Genomic DNA, 20,203 nt, shown 5'->3' with positions numbered 1-20,203 from the left:
CCGGCAACCGAGGAGTGCGACATGGATCAGGCATTGCTTTCCTATGTGCGGGCCCGGCTCGCCCAGGCCAGGCCCGCCACCGGCGGTCGGCAAATCGACGCCTTTCTGTCGAGCCCGGCGTTTTCCGGGCTGTTGCCAACCTTCGGCGCCAGGCTGGCGCGCGAATTCGACCGCTTCCTGGCCGATGCCTTGCCGCCCCCGCCGCAGCCGGAGCTTCCCGACCTTGCCCTGCGCCTGCCCAACGCCCGCGCCGGCGAACGCTATACCCAGCGCATCGAAGTGCTCGGCAAGGCCGAAGCCCTGGTGTTCGAGGCGCTGGCCCTGCCCGCGGGCCTCATCCTGGAAGCGGACCTGGCTACCGGCACGCTCAGCGGCACCCCGCCGCAGGCCGGCGCGTTCACGATCGTCGTGGATTACCGCTACGCGGGCCACCCGGGTGGCCGCCAGCGGCGCGCACTGGTGCAGCTGCTGGTGCTCCCTGACCCGCGCACGATGTGGCAGGACCGTCCATCCGACCGCAAGGATCCGTACTGGAAGCCGGACGCGCAATGCGACAGCGTGCGCGGCGCCGGGCTGGCGACGCTCGCGGCGAGCAAGCGCGGGCGCGCGCACGCGCACGCCGGCGGCTTTCGCGACGACGACTTCCGGATCGCGCATGTGGCGGCGTCCGGCTGGCACCTGGCCGTGGTCGCCGACGGCGCCGGCAGCGCCAGGTACGCGCGCCGCGGCGCGGCCCTGATCTGCGAACAGGCGCACGCGCGCATCCTGGCCGCGCTCGGTGGAAGCGCCGCCGCCCGGCTCGACGCCAGCGTCCATGCGCTGGCCCAGGCCCGGCAAGACCCGCCGGCGGGGCGCGAGGACGCCTTGCACGAGGCGCTGCGCACCGACCTGTCGCACATCGTCGGAAACGCCGCCTATTACGCGGTCCGGGCCATCCTCGAAGAAGTCGCCGCGCATCCGGACCCGGACGCCCAGTTCAGGGACTATGCCAGCACCGCCCTGATCGCGGTCGGCAAGCGCTACCCCTTCGGTACCCTGTGCGCGGCCTACTGGGTGGGCGACGGGGCCGTCGCCATCTACAGCAGGCGCGGCGGCGTGACCCTGCTGGGCGCAGCCGACAGCGGCGAATACGCCGGCCAGACCCGCTTCCTCGACAACGCGGCGATCAGCCACGCCATGCTGCGCCAGCGCACCCAGGTCGCCCTGGTCGAGGACATGACGGCGCTGGTGCTGATGACGGATGGGGTATCGGATGCCCGCTTCGAAACCGAGGCCAGGCTCGGGCGCAGCGCCGACTGGCACCTGTTCTGGGAAGAGCTGGAACGCACGGCCGGCGTCGGCGTGCCCGGCCCATGGAGCGGGAACGAAGGGGCGCGCAGGCTGCTCGACTGGCTCGACTTCTGGTCTCCGGGCAACCACGACGACCGGACCATCGCGATCGTCCACCACGTCGATCAGGACTAGGTGCCATGGCGAACATCGTCACGCTGACCGCGGCCGACGGCTCGACCGTCCGCTTCATCGACGAAGTCAGGGCGTCCGGCGGCATGAAGGACGTGTACTTCTCCCCGGACAAGGCCTACGTGGTGGCTTTTTTCCGCGGCGGGGCCGATGCCGCGATGCGCGAACGGCTCGCGATGATCACCACCGTCTACCGCGAGCGCATATTCAGCCAGGTCGGCGGCGACTACTGGAAGAACCTGTTCTGCTGGCCGACCACCACCGTCGAGCACCGCGGCCGGCTCGGCGTCGTGGCGCCCTTCTACGCGCCCGAATTCTTCTTCACCCATGGCTCGCGCAACAACGACATGCTTGCCATCAGGGGACGCGAGAAGGAAGGCAAGTGGTTCGCCTCGCCCTCGAACCGCAACCGCTTCCTCGACGAGCGCGAGCTGGGCGACTGGATGCTGCAGATCAAGCTGTGCCTGCAGATCGCGCGCGCGGTGCGGCGCATGCATTCGGCCGGACTGGCCCATTCGGACCTCAGCTACCGCAACGTGCTGATCGACCCATCCAGCGGGCGGGCCTGCCTGATCGACATCGATGGCCTGGTGGTGCCGGGCAAGTTTCCGCCGGACGTGGTCGGCACGCCGGATTTCATTGCCCCCGAATGCGTGGCCACGGCCCGGCTGGGGCGAGACGATCCGCGCCGCAAGCTGCCCTCGATCGCCACCGACCGCCACGCGCTGGCGGTGCTGATCTACATGTACCTGTTGCTGCGCCACCCGCTGCGCGGCGACAAGGTACACGACACCGACGATCCCCAGCGCGACGAAGCACTGTCGATGGGCGAACGCGCCCTGTTCGTCGAGCATCCGGAAGACGCGTCGAACCGGATCCGCCTGGCCAATGTGAAGGCGGTCGAACTGCCGTGGCGCGACACTGCCAGGCTGCCGTGCGCGGTTACCGGTCCCTACCTCGGCCGCCTGTTCGCCGATGCCTTCGTCGACGGCCTGCATGCGCCGGCCCTGCGGCCCAGCGCCGACGACTGGGAAACGGCGCTGGTCAAGACCGTGGACCTGCTTCAGCCTTGCCCCAACCCGGCGTGCGAACAGAAGTGGTACGTGTTCGACAACCGCTCCAGGCCGCGCTGCCCGTTCTGCGGCACCTGCTACGCCGGCAGGCTGCCGGTGCTGAACCTGTATTCGTCGCAGAACGAAGGCAGCTTCCGGCCGGACGGGCATCGCCTCATGGTGTACTCCGGCCAGTCGCTGTTCCCATGGCATGCGAACCGGCTCCTGGTGCCGAACGAGAAGCTGGAGCCGCCGCAACGCAAGCGTGTCGGCTACTTCGTGCTGCACGAGGATGCCTGGTACCTGGTCAACGAAGGCATGCCGGAGCTGATGGTTCTGCCCTCACGGACCCCGGTCGCGCCCGGCGAGCGCATCCCCCTCGAGGATGGCGGCCAGTTCCTGATGTCGCGCGCGCCGGGCGGGCGGCTGGCCGTGGTGCAGATGGCGAACGGCTAGCCGGCAGGCGTGCCGGTGCGCACCCGCCCCAGCAACGCCAGCCCCGCGCCCAGCAGGCCGGCCACCAGCCAGAACACCGCCTGCGTGCCCCACGCCGCGCCGAGCGCGCCACAGCTGGCCGGCAGCACGGTCTGGCTGGCGTTGGCCAGCATGGTGCGGATGCCGATCGCCTCGCCGCCGCGACCGGGCGGCGCGTTGCGGGCAATCGCGCTCATCGTCATCGGCAGGGCGCAGCCCAGCCCGAGGCCGAGCACGAAGGCCAGCGCCAGCAGCGGCGGCAGGGTGCGCGCCAGCGGCATCAGGAAGTAGACGGCCGCGCTCAGGGCCAGCACGGCGCCCAGCACCTGCCATTCCGTGTAGCGCCGTGCCAGCCTGCCGATGAACAGGCGCACCACGAAGGTGCCGGCGCCGAAGGCCGCCATGACGGTCCCGGTCATGGTGGCCGTCAGGCCGATGCCCTCGCCATGCATCGGCAGCATGAAGCTGAACAGGTCCCAGCCCATCGACAGCAGCGCGCTGGTGACGAACACCGCGCGCAGCGGCGCATGGCGCAGCAGGTCGGCCATGCGCGGCCGGGCCGCCAGCGCCGTACTGGTCGCAGCCGGGGCCGGGGACGGCGCAGGCGGCAGATGGCCGCCGCGCAGCATCGGCAGGGCCAGACAGGGCAGGATGGCCAGCAGGAGAAAGGCGCGCGCGTGTCCGGCCAGGTCGACCAGCACGCCGGCCAGCAAAGGACCGGCGACGGAGGACACCGAAGTGCCGAGTGCCAGCATCGAGAAGCCGTGGCTGCGCGCCGGCGCGTCCCAGCTGCCGACGGCGTTGTTGAGCGCCACGTGGACCAGCATGAAGCCGCACCCCATCAGGATAGCGGCCACGCCCAGCGCCGCCAGCGCCGGCAACGCGGCCAGCAGCAGGCCCGCCTCGAGCAGGGCCAGGGCAAGCAGCAGCGGACCGGCCACGCCGCGCCGGTCGGTCCAGCGCCCGGCCTGCACCGCCAGGAACATCGGCACCAGCGCCAGCAGGCTGACGACCATGCCGACCTCGAAGGGCGAGCCGCCCAGCCGCAGCGCGGACAGGGCCAGGGCCACCCGGCCGCCGGCGAAGGCGGTGTGCGCCAGCACCATCAGCACCGTCGGCACCATCGGCGCCGGCAGCGCCGGCAGCTTCGTCATGGATTGCTCAGCTGTCCACTGCCGGCCGCGTCAGATCACCACGCCGCGCGGCACCGGGATCCCGTACAGCGTGCCGGCGTAGGCCGCATACACCGGATCGTCCACGTTGCAGGCGTGCCCCATCGCCACCGACAGGTCGCGCCAGGTGCGCTGGATCGGATTGCTGACCCGGCTGGCATTGCCGCCCGCGTGCTTGAACACCTCGGCCGCCGCCTCGGCGGCGCGGCGCACTGCGCGCACCTGGTTGACGCGCGCCTTGTACTTCATCTCCCTGGTGACCTTGCCGCCGGCCTGGACCAGCTTGTAGATGTCGCCGATCTCGTTCAGCACGTGCTGGCAGGAGGCGTCGATGTCGGCCAGCGCCGCGCCCAGCGACGCCATGTGATAGGGGTTCTGGGTCTGCTTCACGCCCATGCGGGTGACCCGGCTGCCGGTGTACTCGGCGAAGTGGTTCACCACGCCGGCGGCGATGCCGAGCGTCGCGGCCGAGATCGCGCCGGGGAAGAACAGGTCGAAGGGAATCCGGTACAGCACGCTCTCCGGACGGTGGCGGGCCGCGTACTCGCAGTCGTTCAGGGCCTGCACCTTGTAGGTGCGGTAGTCCGGCACGAACACGTCCTGCACCAGCACGTCCTTGGAGCCGGTACCCTGCAGGCCCATCACGTTCCAGGAATCCTGCAGGATCTCGTAGTCTGCGCGCGGCAGCACGAAGTGCATCAGTTCGGTGAACGCACCGGCCTCGCCGCCTTCGCGCTCGGCCAGGCCGCCCAGCACGGCCCACTTGCAGTGGTCGGTGCCCGAGGAGAACGGCCACTGGCCGCTCAGGAGGTAGCCGCCTTCCACGCGGCGCGCGCGTCCGATCGGGGCGTAGGGCGATGCGGTCCAGGTATCGTGGTCCGCGCCCCAGACCTCCTCCTGCATGCGCGGGTCGCCCTGGCCGAACTGGAAGGGGTGCACCCCCACCACCGAGCCGACCCAGCCCAGCGACGAGGCCTTCGAGGCCAGTTCGATGACGGTCTGGTAGAACTCGCGCGGGTCGGCTTCGTAGCCGCCGTACTGCTTCGGCTGCAGCATGCGCACCATGCCGCTGTCGCGGATCAGGCGCGCGCCCTCGTCCGTCACGCGGCCGAGTTCAATGCTGGGGACTTCCTGCTCGATGAAGCTGTCGATGTTGCCAATGATGGTCTCACGTACCGGATGCATGCTGCACTCCTTGAATGTCTTGTCTGGTCTTGCAAAAAATGGGATGGCGCCGCGGGCTCAGGCCTCGTCCAGCTTCAGCGCGGTCAGTTCGGCGTGCTGGCGGCGGTGGCCCCAGCTGCTCGGCTTGTCGTAGGTGCGCGGGGTCCACAGGTCGGGGTCCACGTCCAGGCCGCCCCAGCCGTACTCGAGGCGGAAGCACGATGGCGTGTACATGTAGAACGAGAACATCCGGTCGTTGCTGTGCTTGCCGAGGGTGGTGGTGATCGGGATCTCGCGCTGCTGGCAGATATCGTGCGCGGTGCCGACGTCGTCGATCGCATTCACTTCGATCATGAGGTGCAGGAAAGCCACCTCGCGGGTCGGCAGCGCGCTGATCGCCAGCGAATGATGGCGCCCGTTCAGGTGGTAGAAATGGGCTACCAGCGGGCCGTCGCGCACCGTGTCGGACGGGTAGAAGCCCATCACCTCGCGGTAGAAGCGGTCGCCCTCGTCGAGGTCCTGCACCGCCAGCACGACGTGGCCCAGGCCCTGGTCCGCGGTGCGGAAGCCCGAGATCGCGCGCCCCGGGTGGAAGGCGGCCACGGTATGGTGCAGGCCCCAGCTCAGCTCATGGCGAAAGCCGGAAGGGTCCTTGAACCAGACGAAACCCTCGACCTTGCGCTCGGCGCACTCCTCGGCACCGGCGCGCACGGCCTCGAGGCCATGGGCATTCACGCGCCGGGCCACCGTCATGGCCGCCGCCTCGTCCTGCACGCTCCAGCCGATGTAGGCGACGGCGTTGCGCTCGCCCGGATGGATGACGATGCGCTGCGCGACTTCGTCGAGGCGCAGGCGCACGGCGCCGTCGGGGCCGTGGCCGGCCACCTGCAGGCCCAGCACTTCCGGACCGAAACGCTCCCATTCCTGGTAGCTGGGGGAACGCACGCCCAGATAGGCAAGCGACTTGATCATTCCCTGTCTCCTTCTTGTAGCGAGCTTATGAACTTAAGCTCTGGAATCTTCGTTCAACCCGGGCGCACGCGCGCCTGGGCCGGCATTCACGTTCAGGCGGCCTGCTCGATGGTGACCGGGTTGCCTTCGATGAAGGAATCGATGACGCGGTTGAACTCGTCGGTGTGCTCCAGCTGCACCCAGTGGCCGCAGCGGTTCACGATGTACACGCGCGAGTTCGCGATCGCGCGCGCCAGCACCAGGGCCGAGTTGAAGTGGACGGTGCGGTCGTCGCGGCCGTGCATCAGGAGGGTCGGGGCGGTGATGGTGGCCACGCGCGCCGGGTCGAGCCTGACCATCGGCTTGCCGTGGCCGCTCTTCCAGCCTTCGATGTGGTCGGGGCGCGCCAGGGCGGCTTTCACGCGCTCGGCCAGCAGCTCGTCGGTGACGTGGCGGGTGTCGAAGGCCATGCCTTCGACGAACTTGCGCATGGTCTCGATCGACGGATTGAAGTAGGCCGCTTCCAGCGCCTTCACGCCTTCGCTCAGCCCGGCCGGATCGAAGATGCCAGGCACGCCGGCCGAGGAACCCATGGTGACCAGGTGCGACACCAGTTCCGGGCGCTCATAGGCCAGGCGGATGCACGAGGAACCGCCCATCGAATTGCCCACGAAAGCCGCCCGCGTGATGCCCAGCGCTTCCAGGAACTCGGCCAGGGCGCCGCTGTTGTCGCGCCGGTCGTAGGTGACCGCCTGCGACTTGCCCCAGCCCGGCAGGTCCACCGCCAGCACGCGGTATTTCTTCGCCAGAGTGGCGATGTTCGGGTTGTAGTTGCTCCAGGCCGAAGCGCCCGGGCCGCCGCCATGCACCAGCACCAGGGGGTGGCCCTGGCCTGCTTCGTGGTAATGGATGTCCCAGTTCCGGGTCTTGATGCGCTTGCTGGTGTTTTCTTCGGTCACGATCGCCACGTCTTCCTCCAATGAGCTTCAGATTCGGTTGCCTGCCCCGCGCGCCGGGTCGCCGAACGGGCCGGCGCCGGGGTGGTCGAGACATATTAGCTGAATACCAGTTCTAGAATCAATATTTTATTTTTGCGTGTGGCGGCACGGCGCGGATGCCGCGCGGAAGAAGGCGGATCAGGCCCTGGCGGCCGTCTTGCGCTTGCGTGCCGGTGCTGCGGCCAGTCCGGCCGTGGCCTCCTGCACCAGGTGCAGCAGGCTGGACGCCAGCATCGGACGGAAGGCCTGGATCGCTTCGCCGGAGGCCCCCGCGATCGCGTTCCCGTCCTGCAGCGCCAGCGTGAAGCCGCTCAGGCGGTCCGGCAGGCCGGGGTCGGCCGCCAGCACCTCGCCCGGCAGGGTCTTGCTCCACCATGCGGCGAATTCGGCGCGCTGCAGCTGGCGGATCCGCAGGAAGCGCTCGCGCGCCACCTGTTCGCGCACCGATTTCTCCACGCTCAGGATCACGCCCAGGCGCCAGAAGTCGGCCGCGTCGTACTGGCGCGCCGCATCGACGGTGCCGAACAGGCGCGCGATGTGCTCGCCGAAACCTTCGCCCTCCAGCGGCTGCAGCGAGCTTGCCACCTGGCTGTGCCAGCGCGCGTAGCTGGTCTCGATCAGGGCGGCCAGCAGCAGGTCCTTGTTCTCGAAGTGCCAGTACACGCTGCCCACCGGCAGCTCGGCTTTCTTGGCCACCTTGGCCATGGTCGCGCCGCTGTAGCCCTCGTCGCGGATCACCTCGAATGCGGCATCGAGGATGCGCTCGCGCGAGGCGGCGCTGGTGCGGTGTTCTCCGGAACGGCGGGGGCGGTCGATCATGGACATAGGCAGGGGATGGTTGGCAAGGGGAACAAAAATGGTAACACGCGGCATTGCAGGATTGCCACCCGTACGCGGGACGCCGCCATGCGCGAGGAACAGGGCATGCCAGTCTGGAGCTATGCGGAAATGTGCGTTTCGCCATACCGATATGCTGGGTACGCATAGCTGAAATGAGGCTTTTCGCGTTGCTCCCTCTCCTGCGATGGCAAAAAATAGCTCCACCCTCGCAGCGCGGCCCGGCATGGTCCGTCCGCCGCCGCACCCGCCTCACACGTCAAGGAAACATATGTCCAAACTGCAGCTCTCCGTGGCCATCGGGAATTACGACCGTTGCCGTCCCCTGATCGATGGCGCCGTCCAGATCGACGGCGTGGACCCGGTCTTCATGACGCTCTCGCCGGAGGAAATCTTCTTCCGCGCCTTCCGCGCCGAGGAGTTCGACATCTGCGAGCTGTCGCTGTCGAGTTCCACCGTGAAAGCCGCCGCCGGCACCCTGCCCTATGTCGGGGTACCGGTCTTCCTGTCGCGCGCCTTCCGCCATACCGCGATCTACGTGCGCACCGACCGCATCAAGCGTCCCGAAGACCTGCGCGGCTGCCGCATCGGCCTGCCGGAATACCAGCTCACCGCCAACGTCTGGGTACGCTCGATCCTGCAGGACGACTACGGCGTCGCGCCGGAGGACGTAACCTGGGTGCGCGGCGGCATCTCGCACGCGGGCCGCCCGGAAAAGATCAAGCTGGCGCTGCCGCCGGACGTGCGCCTGGTCGACGCGCCCGAAGGCGAGACCATCTCCAGCCTGCTGGCCAAGGGCGAGATCGACGCCTATGTCGCGCCGCGCGCGCCCGACGTCCCGGCCGGCACGCCGGACATCGGCTGGCTGTTCCCCGATCCGGTGGAAGCGGCCAAGGATTACTTCCGCCGCACCCGCATCTTCCCGATCATGCACATCCTGGGCGTGCGCCGCAGCCTGGCGCAGCAGCATCCCTGGCTGCCGGGCGCCGTGTTCAAGGCCTTCAACCAGTCAAAGCAAGCCGCGCTGGAGCACCTGGGCGAGACCTCGGCCACCAAGATCACCCTGCCCTTCGCCGAGGAACGCCTGAAGGAAGCGCGCGATCTGATGGGCGAGGATTTCTGGTCGTACGGCGTCGAGGAGAACCGCCACGTGCTGGACAAGTTCTTCGACCATCACCACCGCCAGGGTTTGTCCACGCGCCGCGTGCAGCCGGAAGACCTGTTCCACCCGGGCACCTTCGAATCCTTCAAACTGTAAAGGCCTGCCATGAGCGAGTCCAACCCAGACGTCTATGCCCGCTGGCACGCCGCGCGCCTGGCGCCGCTGTGGGCCAGCCCGAACGCGCACAAGCCGCCGCCGCCGCCCGCGGCGCCCTACATCTGGCGCTGGAGCGAGACCCGGCCGCTGGTCGAGCTGGCGTTCCAGGAGACCTCGCCGGCCGCGGTGCAGCGCCGCGTGCTGCAGATGTGGAGCCCGCACGCGGCGACGCTGGCGGACGAATTCACCTGCGGCAGCGTGCTCTCGGCCCTGCAATGCCTGTTGCCCGGCGAGACCGCGCGCCCGCACCGCCACACGATGAACGCGCTGCGCTTCCTGCTCGAAGGCGCCGGCGCCGTGACCCTGGTCGACGGCAAGGAATGTCCGATGGAATTCGGCGACCTCGTGCTGACTCCGGGCATGTGCTGGCACGAGCACCGCCACGACGGCGCGGAGCCGGTGGTCTGGCTCGACGTGCTCGACGTGCCGCTGCACGCCCACCTCGGCAGCGTCGTATTCCAGCCCGGCCCGGTCGTGGACGCGCCGGCCACCATACCGGATACCGCGTTTGCCTCGGCCAACATCGTCCCCGAGACCATCCCCGGCCGGCGCGCGCATTCGCCCGTGTTCCGCTATCCGTATGCGGACGCGGTGCGCGCCCTGGCCCACGCCCCGCGCTCGCCCGATGGCGCGCGCAGGGTGCGCTATGTGAATCCGCTGGACGGCGCCGGCGCCATGCCGATGCTCGACACCTGCATGCTGCAGCTCGATGCCGGCGCCCCGACCCTGCCGCGGCGCACCAGCGCCAACCTGGTGTGCACCGTGGTCGAGGGCCAGGGCGAGACCCGCATCGGCGAGCACACCATTGCCTGGGGCCCGCGCGACACCTTCACCATCCCGCAGCACAACTGGGCCGCGCACCACGCAAGCAGCGACGCCCGCCTGTTCATCGTGTCCGACGCCGACGTGCTGCGCCGCCTCGGCCTGCTGACCGAGGAAACCAGGCCCGCCGCCTGACCCGACCCACTGAAGGACATCCCATGAAGATCTGCTGGTACAACCAACAACAGCTCGGCGCCGTCATCGACGGCCGCGTATTCAACGTCAGCGCCGCCCTCTCCGCCCTGCCCCCGGCGCGCTACCCGGCAGCCCCGGGCGACCTGCTGGTCGCCCACCTGGACGCGGTGCGCGCCGCGATTGCCGCGCTGCTGCCGGCCGCGCCCTCGATTCCGGTCGAGGAGGCGCGCTTCCTGAGCCCGGTGGCCAACCCGGGCAAGATCATCGGCGTACCGGTCAACTATGCCGACCACGTGGCCGAGGCGAACGCCGACCAGGCCACCTTCACCGACCGCTACAAGGGCGCGGTGCGCGAGCAGGGACTATTCCTGAAGGCCGCCAGCGCGCTGGTCGGGCCATCCGAGGGCGTGGCCCTGCGCTTCCCGCAGCGGCTGTCGCACCACGAGATGGAGCTCGGCGTGGTGATCGGCAAGATCGCCGCCAATGTCTCGGTCGACGAGGCGCTGTCCTGCGTGGCCGGCTACGCGATCGCGCTCGACATGACGGTGCGCGGGCCGGAAGACCGCTCGCTGCGCAAGTCGGTCGACAGCTACGCGGTGCTGGGCCCGTGGCTGGTCACCGCCGACGAAGCGGGCGACGCCGAGAAGCTCGACATCGAACTGCAGGTCAATGGCGTGCTGCGCCAGAAGGCGAACACCGCGGAGATGTTGATCGGACTGGCCGAGCAGATTGCCTGGGCCTCGAGCTACTACACGCTGTACCCGGGCGACATCATCATGAGCGGCACCTGCGCCGGCGTCGGCCAGGTGCGGCCGGGCGACGTGATGGACTGCGCCATCGAAGGTATCGGCGCTATGCGGGTCGCGGTCCGCGCGGCCGGGGAGTAGGCCATGAACGCGCCCTTCCCCATGCCGGCCGCGGTCGCGCCGGCAACGGCGCAGGACCGGCTGCGGGTGCGCCTGCAGTCGGTGCGCTACGTGACCCGCGACATCCAGCTGTTCGAGTTCGTCGACCCGGCCGGCGCGCCGCTGCCGGCCACCACGCCCGGCGCCCACGTCGACGTGCACCTGGCCAACGGCATCACGCGCTCGTATTCGCTGATCGAAGCGCATCCGGCACCGGGACGCTACCTGGTGGGTGTGAAACGCGACCCGAACAGCCGCGGCGGCTCGCGCTACATGCACGAGACGCTGCGGGTGGGCGCGGAACTGACGCTGTCGCAGCCGCGCAACCTGTTTCCGCTGAAGGAAGACGCGCCGCACACCGTGCTGTTGGCGGGCGGCATCGGGATCACGCCGATCCTGTGCATGGCCGAGCGCCTGGCCGCCCTCGGCGCGCCGTTCACGCTGTGGTACGCCAGCCGCACCCGCGCCGACCTCGCCTTCCTGCCCGAGCTGGCGCGCTTCGGCGAGCGCTTGCACCTGCACGTGGACGAGGAGGCGCAGTCCGTGCTGGACATGGCCGCCATCGTGGCGGCGGCGCCGGCCGGCACCCATTTCTACTGCTGCGGTCCGGCCCCGATGCTGGCCGCCTACGAGGCCGCAGCCGCCGGACGCGCGCCGGAAACCGTGCACCTGGAGCGCTTCGGCGCCAGCGCGCCGGTGGCCACCGGCGGCGACGGCTTCGTGGTGCAGCTGGCCAGGAGCGGCGTCGAGCTGCGCGTGCCGTCCGGCGCCACCATCCTGCAGGTGCTGAACGAAAACGGCATCGCCGTCGATTCGTCCTGCGAGGCAGGCATCTGCGGCTGCTGCGAAGTGGCGGTGCTGGAGGGCGAGGTCGAACACCGCGACGAAGTCCTCACGGCAGCCCAGCGCGCTTCCAACAAATCGATGATGGTGTGCTGCTCGCGCGCCAGGTGCGAGCGGCTAGTGCTCGACCTGTAATTCTCCCTTCTTCCTCCTTTGCGCCGGGTGACTCCCGGCGTCTTTTTTTTGCCATTCCCAGCCGTTCGGACGGATCCGCGGTGCTTCGTCAACAAACCTGTCGTAGGGTGGGCGGCTCCACCTGAACGCCTTGTCCGACGCGGCAGTGACGCCGCCCACGCGTTCAACACCCCGGTGTTCAGATGCGCCACGGCTTGCCCCGCCCCACCTGCTCTCGGTACCAGGTCGAGCCGGCCACCCCGACCCTCCCATGAAAAACGCCCGCTGCATGCAGCGGGCGTTGCGTCGATGACGATTCGGATTCCTGTCGCTCAGCGCGCCCCGAGCTTGCCGCCGTCGATCGCCGCCAGCTTGCGCTCGGCGTCGCGCGCCTCGTCGGTGCCGGCGGTGTACACCGGCAGCTCCTGGTCGAAGCGCTCGGCGCTGAAGTAGTAGGCGATCGCGCTGACCACGCTCACGCCGCCGAAGAAGCAGGCCACCAGGGTCGGATCGCTGCCGCCGCCCATCGCCAGCAGGGCCGAGGCGATCATCGGCGACAGGCCCGAGCCCAGCGTCGAGGCGATCTGGAAGGTCACCGCGATGCCGCTGTAGCGCACGTCGGCCGCGAACTTCTCGCCCATCCAGGTGTTCACCGGGCCGCCCAGCATGGCCTGGATCAGCGGCAGCGCCAGGACCAGCGCCAGGATCAGCGCGCCCAGGCTGCCCGCGTTCACCAGCAGGAAGATCGGCCAGATCAGCACCACGCCCAGGAAGGCGCCCGTCAGCAGCAGCGGACGGCGGCCGAAGCGGTCGGACAGTGCGCCGAAGCAGGGCATAGTGAAGATGTGCAGGAAGTTCGCCACCGTCATCGCCAGCAGCGAATCGGTGCGGCTGTGTCCCACCGTGACGGCGTAGTTGAGCAGGAAGGCCGCGGCGAAGGTGGCGAAAGCGAGCGGCGCCAGGCCGCCGATCACGCCCGACAGCACCTGGGCGCGGTTGTGGCGGAACACCGTCACCACCGGCAGCACGCTGACCTTCTTGCCGGAAGCCAGGCGTTTCTTGCGCGCTTCCTCGAATTCCGGGGTCTCGTCGACCTTACGGCGGATCAGGATGCCCAGCACCAGCAGCAGTGCGCTGAGCAGGAAGGGAATACGCCAGCCCCAGGCGAGGAAGTCCTCGTTCGGCAGCTTGGAGAACAGCATCATCACCATGGTGCCCAGCAGTGCGCCGCTGGGACCGCCCGAGGCGACGATCGAGACCGCCAGGCCGCGGCCGCGCGGCTTGGCGTGCTCCATCGACATCAGGGTGGCGCCGCCCCACTCGCCGCCGATGGCGAAGCCCTGGACCAGGCGCAGCACCACCAACAGGATCGGCGCCAGGACGCCGATCTGCTGGTAGCTCGGCAGCAGGCCGATCAGGACGCTGGCGCCGCCCATCATCATCAGCGTGATCATCAGGATCTTCTTGCGTCCCAGGCGGTCGCCATAGTGGCCGAACACCACCGCGCCCAGCGGCCGCGCGAAGTAGCCGGCGGCCAGCGTGGCGAAGGCCGACATCGTGGCCAGCGCCGGATTCATGCTGACGAAGAAGATGTGCGGGAAGACCAGCGCGGCGGCAACGCCGTACAGGAGGAAGTCGTAGTATTCGAGCGTCGTGCCCAGGTAGCTGGCAATGACGGCGCGCCGGCGGCTCTTGGCCATCTCGGCCTGGTTGATATGGTCTGCCATGTTGGTTCCGCGAATGAGTTGATCGAATGGCGAAGGGTTCAGCGGCCGCCCTGCGGGCGTTCCGGGTCCTGGAAGATGGTGGCCAGGCCCTTCAGGTCTTCCAGCCTGCCCATCGGGGCGCGCATCCTGAGCATCGGCAGGTAGTAGCGGATGTGCGCCAGCAGCAGGATGATGTTCATGTACAGGCACCACACGGCCATGTAGGTGCTGAAGATGCGCTCGTAACGGAAGTTCAGGGCGATCGAGTTGTGGAACACCATGTACGACACCGGCAGCGCCACGGCCAGCGCAAGCGGCACGAACACGTTGAACACGAGGCACAGGCCGACCACCAGTTCGACGGTCTTGACGAGGTCGAACAGGCCGACCTCGAGCAGCGACACCAGCATCACGTTCGACGGGTGCATATTGCCCAGCGGCTGGGGGAAGATGGGCGGATAGCCGAACACCGACAGCAGGTGGCTGGCGCCGCTGACGATCATCCAGGCCCCCAGCATGATGCGGAAGAAAATCAGGATGAGTTTGCCGACGAACCAGGCGTCGAGCTTGTGGGTGGTGCCAGTCAGGCTCCGGGTTGTGACTGCCATGATGCTTGTCTCCGTTGCGTTGGGTTGGGTGGCGCGGCGCGCCGGCTCAGGCCTTGGCCGGCTTCAGGCCGAGGTCGAGCGGCCGGGCCAGGTTGCTGGCGGCGCAGCTGCCGCCGTCGGCCGGCTGGGCGATCGTCTTGCGCCAGGCGATCCGTCCGTTCGAGGTGCGGAACATGTCGATCACTTCGCGTGCCGGGCCGGCGCCTTCGACGCAGTGGTGCACGACCACGTTCAGGCCCTCGGCCACCACCTGGCGCACGGTCGACGTCAGGGGACCGGCATCGCTGCGGTAGGGGGCGTGCGGGGTGGCGTCCACGGTCTTCGGCGTGTAGTACAGGCGCGCCGCCTCGTCCACCTTGCCGCGGCCGTAGGCGATGTCCATGTAGCCGGCCACCACTTCGCGCGGCATCTTGCCCACGCCCGGGCCGGTGTCGCCATACCAGCGTGGATTGAAATGCAGGTCCTGGGCCACGTAGGCCGTCAGCAGCAGGCCCAGGCCCACCGAGACGGCATTCAGTTTGCTGTCGCTGATCATGACTGCTCCCTGCCGGCGCGGCCGGCTCGCTCTGGATTTGCTTGGTTCACGATGTCTCCTGTATCGATGATGTTCTTGTGCATGCCATGGCGGCGCCTCAGGGAAGCGCGCCCTGCTCCTCGAAGCGCCGCCGCAGGTCGTCCCCGTGGCGGCTGAAATGAATGTCGCGCAGCGGCGCCGTCGCCTGGCGCAGCCGCGCGCGCTCGGACGGGGCCAGCGTGTGCACGGCCAGGCCATGGCGCGCCAGCTCGGCAAGGGCTTGCCCGGCCTGGGCCCGCGCGACGGCGCGCTGGTGGCGGCCCGCCTCGCGCGCGGCCGCGCCCAGCACGGCTTGCTGGTCGGGCGCGAGCGCCCGCCAGGCGGCACGGTTAACCACCAGCACCAGCGCGCCATACGAGTGATCGGTGAGGGTCAGGGACTGCTGCACCTCGTACAGGCGTCCGGCCAGGATCTGGGAAAGGAAATTGTCTTGCGCCGCGGCGCGGCCGCTCTGCAGCGCTCCGTACAGGGCGCCGAAAGGCAAGGGCAGCGGATCGGCGCCCATGGCGCGAGCGCCTTCGACGAATACCGGTTCGTCCGGCACGCGCAGCGTCAGGCCGCGCAGCGCGGCGGCGCCGCGCAGCGGGGCGCCGGCGCTGGTGATGTGGCGAAAGCCGTTTTCCCACCAGGCCAGGCCGATCAGCCCCGCGTCCTGCCGCGCGTCGACCTGCGCCAGGCGCGCCAGCAAGGCATCGCCGAAGGGGCCGTCGAGCACGGCGTCGGCATGGTCCGCGTCGCGCAGCAGGAAAGGCAGGTCGAGCAGGGAAAAGGCCGGCGCCAGCCCGGCCAGGCCCGAAGCCGCCACCAGCATCAGGGCCGGCGCGTTTGCCTCGGCCGCGGCCACGGCGGCGATCTGGCGGCCCGGCGCGCCGGGCACGGCGTCGCCACGCACCCGCAGGCGCAGGGTGCCGGCGCTGCCCTGCTCCACCAGCTGCGCGAAGCGGCGCATGCCCATGCGCGCCGGGTGGTCCTCGGCCAGGTAGGCGCGGTAGTCGGCGATGTCGAGTTCGCGCACGGCAGCCGTCCCCGGCGCGTCCTGTGCGGCGGCGAACGCCGGCGCCGGCAGGCAGGCTAACAGGCAGGCAAGCATGCAGGAAAACTGGCATGCGGGCCGCGCCGCCAGCAGGCTCCTGGCACGCCGGGCAGACGTGGCGAAGTGGGCAAGGAGTGTCACAAGCATCGTGCTAGCCGTTACATTGTTTCTTGAGACTATCATTTAACCCACTCCGCATACAATGGCAAACAGGAAACTCCGCCACACACCTAGCCGATCGCCAGCGCGGCGTTCAGGGCGGCGACGTCCGGTTCCGCCTCCAGCTTCATGAAACGCGCCACCAGGCGCTCGGCCTGGGCGCGCGGCATGCGCGCGGCGTCGGTGCAGGCGAAGGCCTTGGCGCGGTATTCCTGGGCCGTCATCGGGTTCTTCGGGTCGCCCTTGGCGAACTGCACCGTTTTCGTATGGGTCTGGCCGGCGCGGGTACGTAGTTCCAGGCGCACGAAGCCGGGGCCGCCATCCGGACGCACCAGGCTCTTGTCCTCCACGGCCGTCATGCGCGCCGCCAGCGCGCGCAGGTCGCTGCGCTTGAGCGCCGCTTCGCTGAAATGCTGCAGCCCGACCGTGCGGTCCTGGATCGCGGCGGCCAGCATCCACGGATTGCTGAACTGGGCCTCGACCACGCTTTGCGGATTGCGCTTTTTCTCGATCGGCGCGCCCAGCAGCATGATCTCGGCCGGCGGGCTGTAGAAGGTGACCAATTCCACGTCCTGCGGGCGGATGCCGTGGGTGGTGACGAGTTCCAGCGCAGCGTCGATCGCCACGTGGCCGCCGCGGCAGGACGGATAGGGCTTGGGCGCGATGTCGACCCCGGCGTAGCGCTTGCCAAGGCCACCCAGCAGCGCTTCCTGGTCGACCTTGCCACCGTGGTACTGCTTGAACAGGCCTTTCACGCCCTGCAGCACGCGTTCCGAGCCGATCACGCCATGTTTCGCCAGGCGCGCCGACAGGATGCCGCCGTAGGCCGCGAAGCCGGAACCGAGGCGCTTGGCGTGGGTGCCGTCGACCGCCGCCTGGGCATTCCCGGACAGCTGGTGGTAAGCCAGGCCGACTGCGGACGCCGCCTGTTCGCGGTTCAGGCCCATCAGGCGCGCCGACACCATGGCCGCCGCCAGGAAGCCGTACATCGGGGTCGGGTCCCAGCCGACGATGAAGGGAGAGAGGCCGGGGGAACCGGCGCGCGACAGGCGGCAGGCCGCGTCGGTACCGGTGGCCACCGCCGCGATCAGCTCCTTGCCGGAGACCTTGCGCCCCTGCGCCGCGACCTGCTCGGCCACCGCCAGCGCCACCGGGACGATGGTGCAGGAGGCGTGCATCAGCGACGGCTCATAGGTGTCGTCGAATTCCAGCGCCGCGGCCATCGCCGCATTCAGGCGCGCCGCCTTCTCGGCCGGCAGGCGCAGGCGGGTCCCCAGCACCAGGCTCTCGCCCTTGCCGCCGGTCTCGCGGCTCCAGGCGGCCAGCTGGCGGATGCCGTCGGCGTCGAGCGCCGGCAGCGCCACCGCCACCGTATCCAGGATCTGGACCCGGGTGGCGGCCACCACCTCGGGCGGCAGCGCCTCGTAGCGGGTGTCCAGGCAATGGTCGACCAGGGCGTAGATCGCGTCCGGCGCCGGTACCGGCGCGCCGCCTGCTGCGGGCGCTGCGGCCGACCCCTTGCCCGGCTCCTGCCAGGCCCAGGCCGGCGCGGCCATCCAGCCCGAGGCCAGCAAGGCGGACAGTCCAACAAATTTCCTGCGGCTCGATTCCATCATCGTCTCCTTGTTGTACGCGCCATGGCGGGCCATCAGTGCCTGGCCTTGCGGTCGCGCACCAGGTAGTAGATCAGGCCGGCCCAGGAAGTCGCGAAGGCCACCAGGTCGTAGTTGCGGATCGGGCGGAACTCGGCGTAGAACAGGCCGGTCGAGCCGATGTAGGCGCCGATGGTCAGCAGCACGCAGACGACGATGGCAATCCATTTGGCTTGATTCATTCAGTGCACCTCGCTGGCGATGGGGTTGGAACGGGTCTTGGGCGCTTCGGCGATGTCGCCGTTGACGATGGGACGGTAGGCACGCCAGCCCTCCCACAGCCACAGCGGCTCGAGCTTCGGCCGCAGCACGGCCGCCATCCAGCCGCTGTAGGCCAGCAGCAGCACGCCGTTCAGGAACAGTTCCTGCGGACCGGTGAACAGCTGGCGCGGGGTGGCCACGATGAAGGTGTTGAGCCAGAAGATGTTCACGGTGGCCGGGAATTCCAGGATCAGTCCGAGCAGCGTGAAGCGCCCGCTCAGGATCAGGAGACCGGTGACGATCTCCAGGTACTTGATCATCTGGTACAGGTAGATGTTGGCATTGGCCTGCACCCATTCGCCGCCGACGCCGGGGATCTCGGGAACATAGCCGGTCGCGGCATAGCGGATGCCGGAGAACAGCAAGTGGGCGCCGAAATAGCAGCGTATCCATTGGATGATGTAGTACCAGGGCGATTGCTTGGACATGTCGACTCCTTGGGTGGGGATCTAGGGAAGAACTCAGAAACGCCAGGTCAGGCCCGCGGTGACGGCGTCGACCGACTCGCCGGCGCGCGGGATGGTGCTCTGGAACACCGGGAAGCGCGCCGCGCCGTCCTGCGACAGGTGGGTCGCGGCCGCCATCAGCATCAGGCGCGGATTGACTTCATAGGTGTAGGCGATGCCGTAGTTCTTCGCGTCGCTGTCGGCGGCGCCGCTGGAATAGAGGCCGTAGGTCATGCGCACGGTGCCGCGCGCCGACACCGGGATGGCCACGCCGAACAGGCGCGCGGTCTCGCTGTTGCCGTTCATGACACCGCCGCCCGCGCGCCGCGTCGGGTCGGTGATATCGCGCCGGATGTAGGTGAAATACGGGTGGACGGGGCCGGCCTGGTACTTGGCGCCAAAAGCGATTTCCTCGTTCGGGTCGGTGGCCAGCACCGCGCCGTTGCCATTCAGCCCTCCGGCCTTCACGTACAGCACGCCCACCTGCAGCGGTCCGGCGACATAGTCGAGGTTCGCCTCCAGCAGCCTGGCGACCGTGGCCGAGCCTTCGTTCGGGCTGTAGGAAAGGCGTCCCTGCACCCCGCCGCGGCGCGGCGAGATGTAGCCGATGGTGTTTTCGGTGCGCGCGGTCGGGTTGATCAGGAAGCCGCTCGGCCTGCCGCTGCCGCTGCCGCTGCCGTAGCCGGGCAGCGGGCTGCCCAGGGTGGTGACCACGCCCCAGGCATCCATGGCCGGCAGCAGCATCGGATCATAGGTCGGGAAGAAGTCGTAGGTCGGCCCCTGCTGGCGGCCGAGGCGCAGCGCACCCAGGTCGCGGTGCGCCAGCTCGACGTAGGCCTGGCGGCTGAACACGCGGTTCGGGTTGCCGTTGGTGGAGCTGGGAGTGCCGGTATCCAGGTTGAAGCCCATCTCCAGGCGGCCACCCAGGTTCCAGCCGTCGCCCAGGCCCTCGCTGATCAGGAAGCCGAGGCGCGAGCCGGCGCCGCCGGCGTGCATGGCCGTCTTGGATTCGCCCGAGGTGCGGTAGCGCGCCAGCGAGATATCCGCGGTGCCGTAGATCTTGATGCTGCTGCCCGCCGGGGACGGCGCCGCTGGCGCCCCCTGGGCGAACGAAACGGCGCTGGCGCACAGGGCGGTCATGCCGGCTACAAACTTCTTCATGCTGTCTCCAATCTGGTGGCGGGCGCGCCGTGGCGGCTGCCCGTTTGCCGGCTCGGCCCCTCTTGCGTGGGCTGCCGCGCAGCGGCGCTGGTCATGCGAAATCGTCGATGAAGGCGGATCAGTGCCTGCGGGGTGCGAGGCGAAGCTGGGTCGGTAGCGCGCGCAGCGGGTCCCTGGTAAGGATGGCTGCTGGCCGGCCGGAATGGCGGGTGGGCACGTAGGTCATGAAGTCTCCGTCTTTATTTATATCACCAGAGTCTTTGCTCTGGAAGGTCTGTTCTAGAATTCTCGCCCCATGCTGGTGCGCGTGCAACATGAATCCCCGCATCGCTGCTATACGCTTTTTGCATGAATTAA

General features: G+C 69.1%; 19 protein-coding genes. 6 read left to right on the top strand and 13 right to left on the bottom strand.

The features are described 5' to 3' along the window. The first annotated feature begins 21 nt into the window (after window positions 1-21). Complete coding sequence (locus tag LE190_RS06580) at window positions 22-1,464, top strand: protein phosphatase 2C domain-containing protein (protein WP_225237929.1); 1,443 nt, start codon at window positions 22-24, stop codon at window positions 1,462-1,464. Window positions 1,465-1,469: 5 nt separating this feature from the next. Continuing rightward, window positions 1,470-2,969: a helix-hairpin-helix domain-containing protein gene (locus LE190_RS06575; protein WP_225237928.1), complete on the top strand. Its 1,500-nt coding sequence runs from the start codon at window positions 1,470-1,472 to the stop codon at window positions 2,967-2,969. On the opposite strand, the gene LE190_RS06570 is transcribed toward LE190_RS06575, so the two are convergent. The 5 genes from LE190_RS06570 to LE190_RS06550 form a co-directional block, all read right to left on the bottom strand. Next, window positions 2,966-4,141: an MFS transporter gene (locus LE190_RS06570; RefSeq protein ID WP_225237927.1), complete on the bottom strand. Its 1,176-nt coding sequence runs from the start codon at window positions 4,139-4,141 to the stop codon at window positions 2,966-2,968. The two genes, LE190_RS06575 and LE190_RS06570, sit on opposite strands and share 4 nt — an antisense overlap. A gap of 30 nt (window positions 4,142-4,171) precedes the next feature. Next, complete coding sequence (locus LE190_RS06565; protein ID WP_225237926.1) at window positions 4,172-5,344, bottom strand: acyl-CoA dehydrogenase family protein; 1,173 nt, start codon at window positions 5,342-5,344, stop codon at window positions 4,172-4,174. Window positions 5,345-5,401: 57 nt separating this feature from the next. Next, entirely contained in the window at window positions 5,402-6,295 is an 894-nt protein-coding gene (locus LE190_RS06560; protein ID WP_225237925.1) for a VOC family protein, read from the bottom strand. A 92-nt stretch (window positions 6,296-6,387) separates the two neighbouring features. After that, window positions 6,388-7,242, bottom strand: a complete 855-nt coding sequence (locus tag LE190_RS06555; protein WP_225237924.1) for an alpha/beta fold hydrolase — start codon at window positions 7,240-7,242, stop codon at window positions 6,388-6,390. A 168-nt stretch (window positions 7,243-7,410) separates the two neighbouring features. After that, window positions 7,411-8,091, bottom strand: coding sequence for a TetR/AcrR family transcriptional regulator (locus tag LE190_RS06550; RefSeq protein WP_225237923.1), 681 nt, complete (start codon window positions 8,089-8,091; stop codon window positions 7,411-7,413). A gap of 289 nt (window positions 8,092-8,380) precedes the next feature. Here LE190_RS06550 and LE190_RS06545 point away from each other — a divergent pair, with 289 nt between their 5' ends. Genes LE190_RS06545 through LE190_RS06530 form a run of 4 tightly spaced genes read left to right on the top strand, consistent with a single transcriptional unit; the run spans window position 8,381 to window position 12,267 of the window. Beyond that, window positions 8,381-9,367 (top strand): substrate-binding domain-containing protein, encoded by a 987-nt coding sequence (locus LE190_RS06545; protein ID WP_225237922.1) that lies wholly within the window; start codon window positions 8,381-8,383, stop codon window positions 9,365-9,367. 9 nt (window positions 9,368-9,376) lie between these two features. Then, window positions 9,377-10,384, top strand: a complete 1,008-nt coding sequence (locus LE190_RS06540) for a cupin domain-containing protein (protein ID WP_225237921.1) — start codon at window positions 9,377-9,379, stop codon at window positions 10,382-10,384. Window positions 10,385-10,407: 23 nt separating this feature from the next. After that, window positions 10,408-11,271 carry a fumarylacetoacetate hydrolase family protein gene (locus LE190_RS06535; RefSeq protein WP_225237920.1) on the top strand — a complete coding sequence of 288 codons (864 nt, stop codon included), beginning with the start codon at window positions 10,408-10,410 and terminating at the stop codon, window positions 11,269-11,271. Window positions 11,272-11,274: 3 nt separating this feature from the next. Next, window positions 11,275-12,267, top strand: coding sequence for a PDR/VanB family oxidoreductase (locus tag LE190_RS06530; protein ID WP_225237919.1), 993 nt, complete (start codon window positions 11,275-11,277; stop codon window positions 12,265-12,267). Between the two features lie 311 nt (window positions 12,268-12,578). On the opposite strand, the gene LE190_RS06525 is transcribed toward LE190_RS06530, so the two are convergent. The 8 genes from LE190_RS06525 to LE190_RS06490 all read right to left on the bottom strand — a co-directional run bounded on the left by LE190_RS06525 (window position 12,579) and on the right by LE190_RS06490 (window position 19,846). Continuing rightward, window positions 12,579-13,973: an MFS transporter gene (locus LE190_RS06525; protein WP_225237918.1), complete on the bottom strand. Its 1,395-nt coding sequence runs from the start codon at window positions 13,971-13,973 to the stop codon at window positions 12,579-12,581. A 38-nt stretch (window positions 13,974-14,011) separates the two neighbouring features. After that, window positions 14,012-14,560 (bottom strand): DoxX family protein, encoded by a 549-nt coding sequence (locus LE190_RS06520; protein ID WP_225237917.1) that lies wholly within the window; start codon window positions 14,558-14,560, stop codon window positions 14,012-14,014. A gap of 46 nt (window positions 14,561-14,606) precedes the next feature. Then, window positions 14,607-15,095, bottom strand: a complete 489-nt coding sequence (locus tag LE190_RS06515) for a hypothetical protein (protein WP_225237916.1) — start codon at window positions 15,093-15,095, stop codon at window positions 14,607-14,609. A gap of 97 nt (window positions 15,096-15,192) precedes the next feature. After that, window positions 15,193-16,314, bottom strand: a complete 1,122-nt coding sequence (locus tag LE190_RS06510) for a DctP family TRAP transporter solute-binding subunit (protein ID WP_225237915.1) — start codon at window positions 16,312-16,314, stop codon at window positions 15,193-15,195. 83 nt (window positions 16,315-16,397) lie between these two features. Further along, the gene (locus tag LE190_RS06505; RefSeq protein WP_225237914.1) at window positions 16,398-17,942 is read right to left on the bottom strand and encodes an MmgE/PrpD family protein; all 1,545 of its coding nucleotides are present in this window, start codon (window positions 17,940-17,942) and stop codon (window positions 16,398-16,400) included. A 32-nt stretch (window positions 17,943-17,974) separates the two neighbouring features. After that, a complete protein-coding gene (locus tag LE190_RS06500) occupies window positions 17,975-18,160 on the bottom strand; it encodes a hypothetical protein (protein ID WP_225237913.1) in 186 nt (61 codons plus the stop codon). Continuing rightward, complete coding sequence (locus LE190_RS06495; RefSeq protein WP_225237912.1) at window positions 18,161-18,667, bottom strand: hypothetical protein; 507 nt, start codon at window positions 18,665-18,667, stop codon at window positions 18,161-18,163. A 33-nt stretch (window positions 18,668-18,700) separates the two neighbouring features. Next, the gene (locus LE190_RS06490) at window positions 18,701-19,846 is read right to left on the bottom strand and encodes a porin (protein WP_225237911.1); all 1,146 of its coding nucleotides are present in this window, start codon (window positions 19,844-19,846) and stop codon (window positions 18,701-18,703) included. Window positions 19,847-20,203: the final 357 nt, after the last annotated feature.

Source organism: Massilia hydrophila (assembly GCF_020208145.1).
Taxonomy (GTDB): domain Bacteria; phylum Pseudomonadota; class Gammaproteobacteria; order Burkholderiales; family Burkholderiaceae_D; genus Telluria; species Telluria hydrophila.
This window is presented reverse-complemented; position numbering and strand designations above follow the sequence as displayed.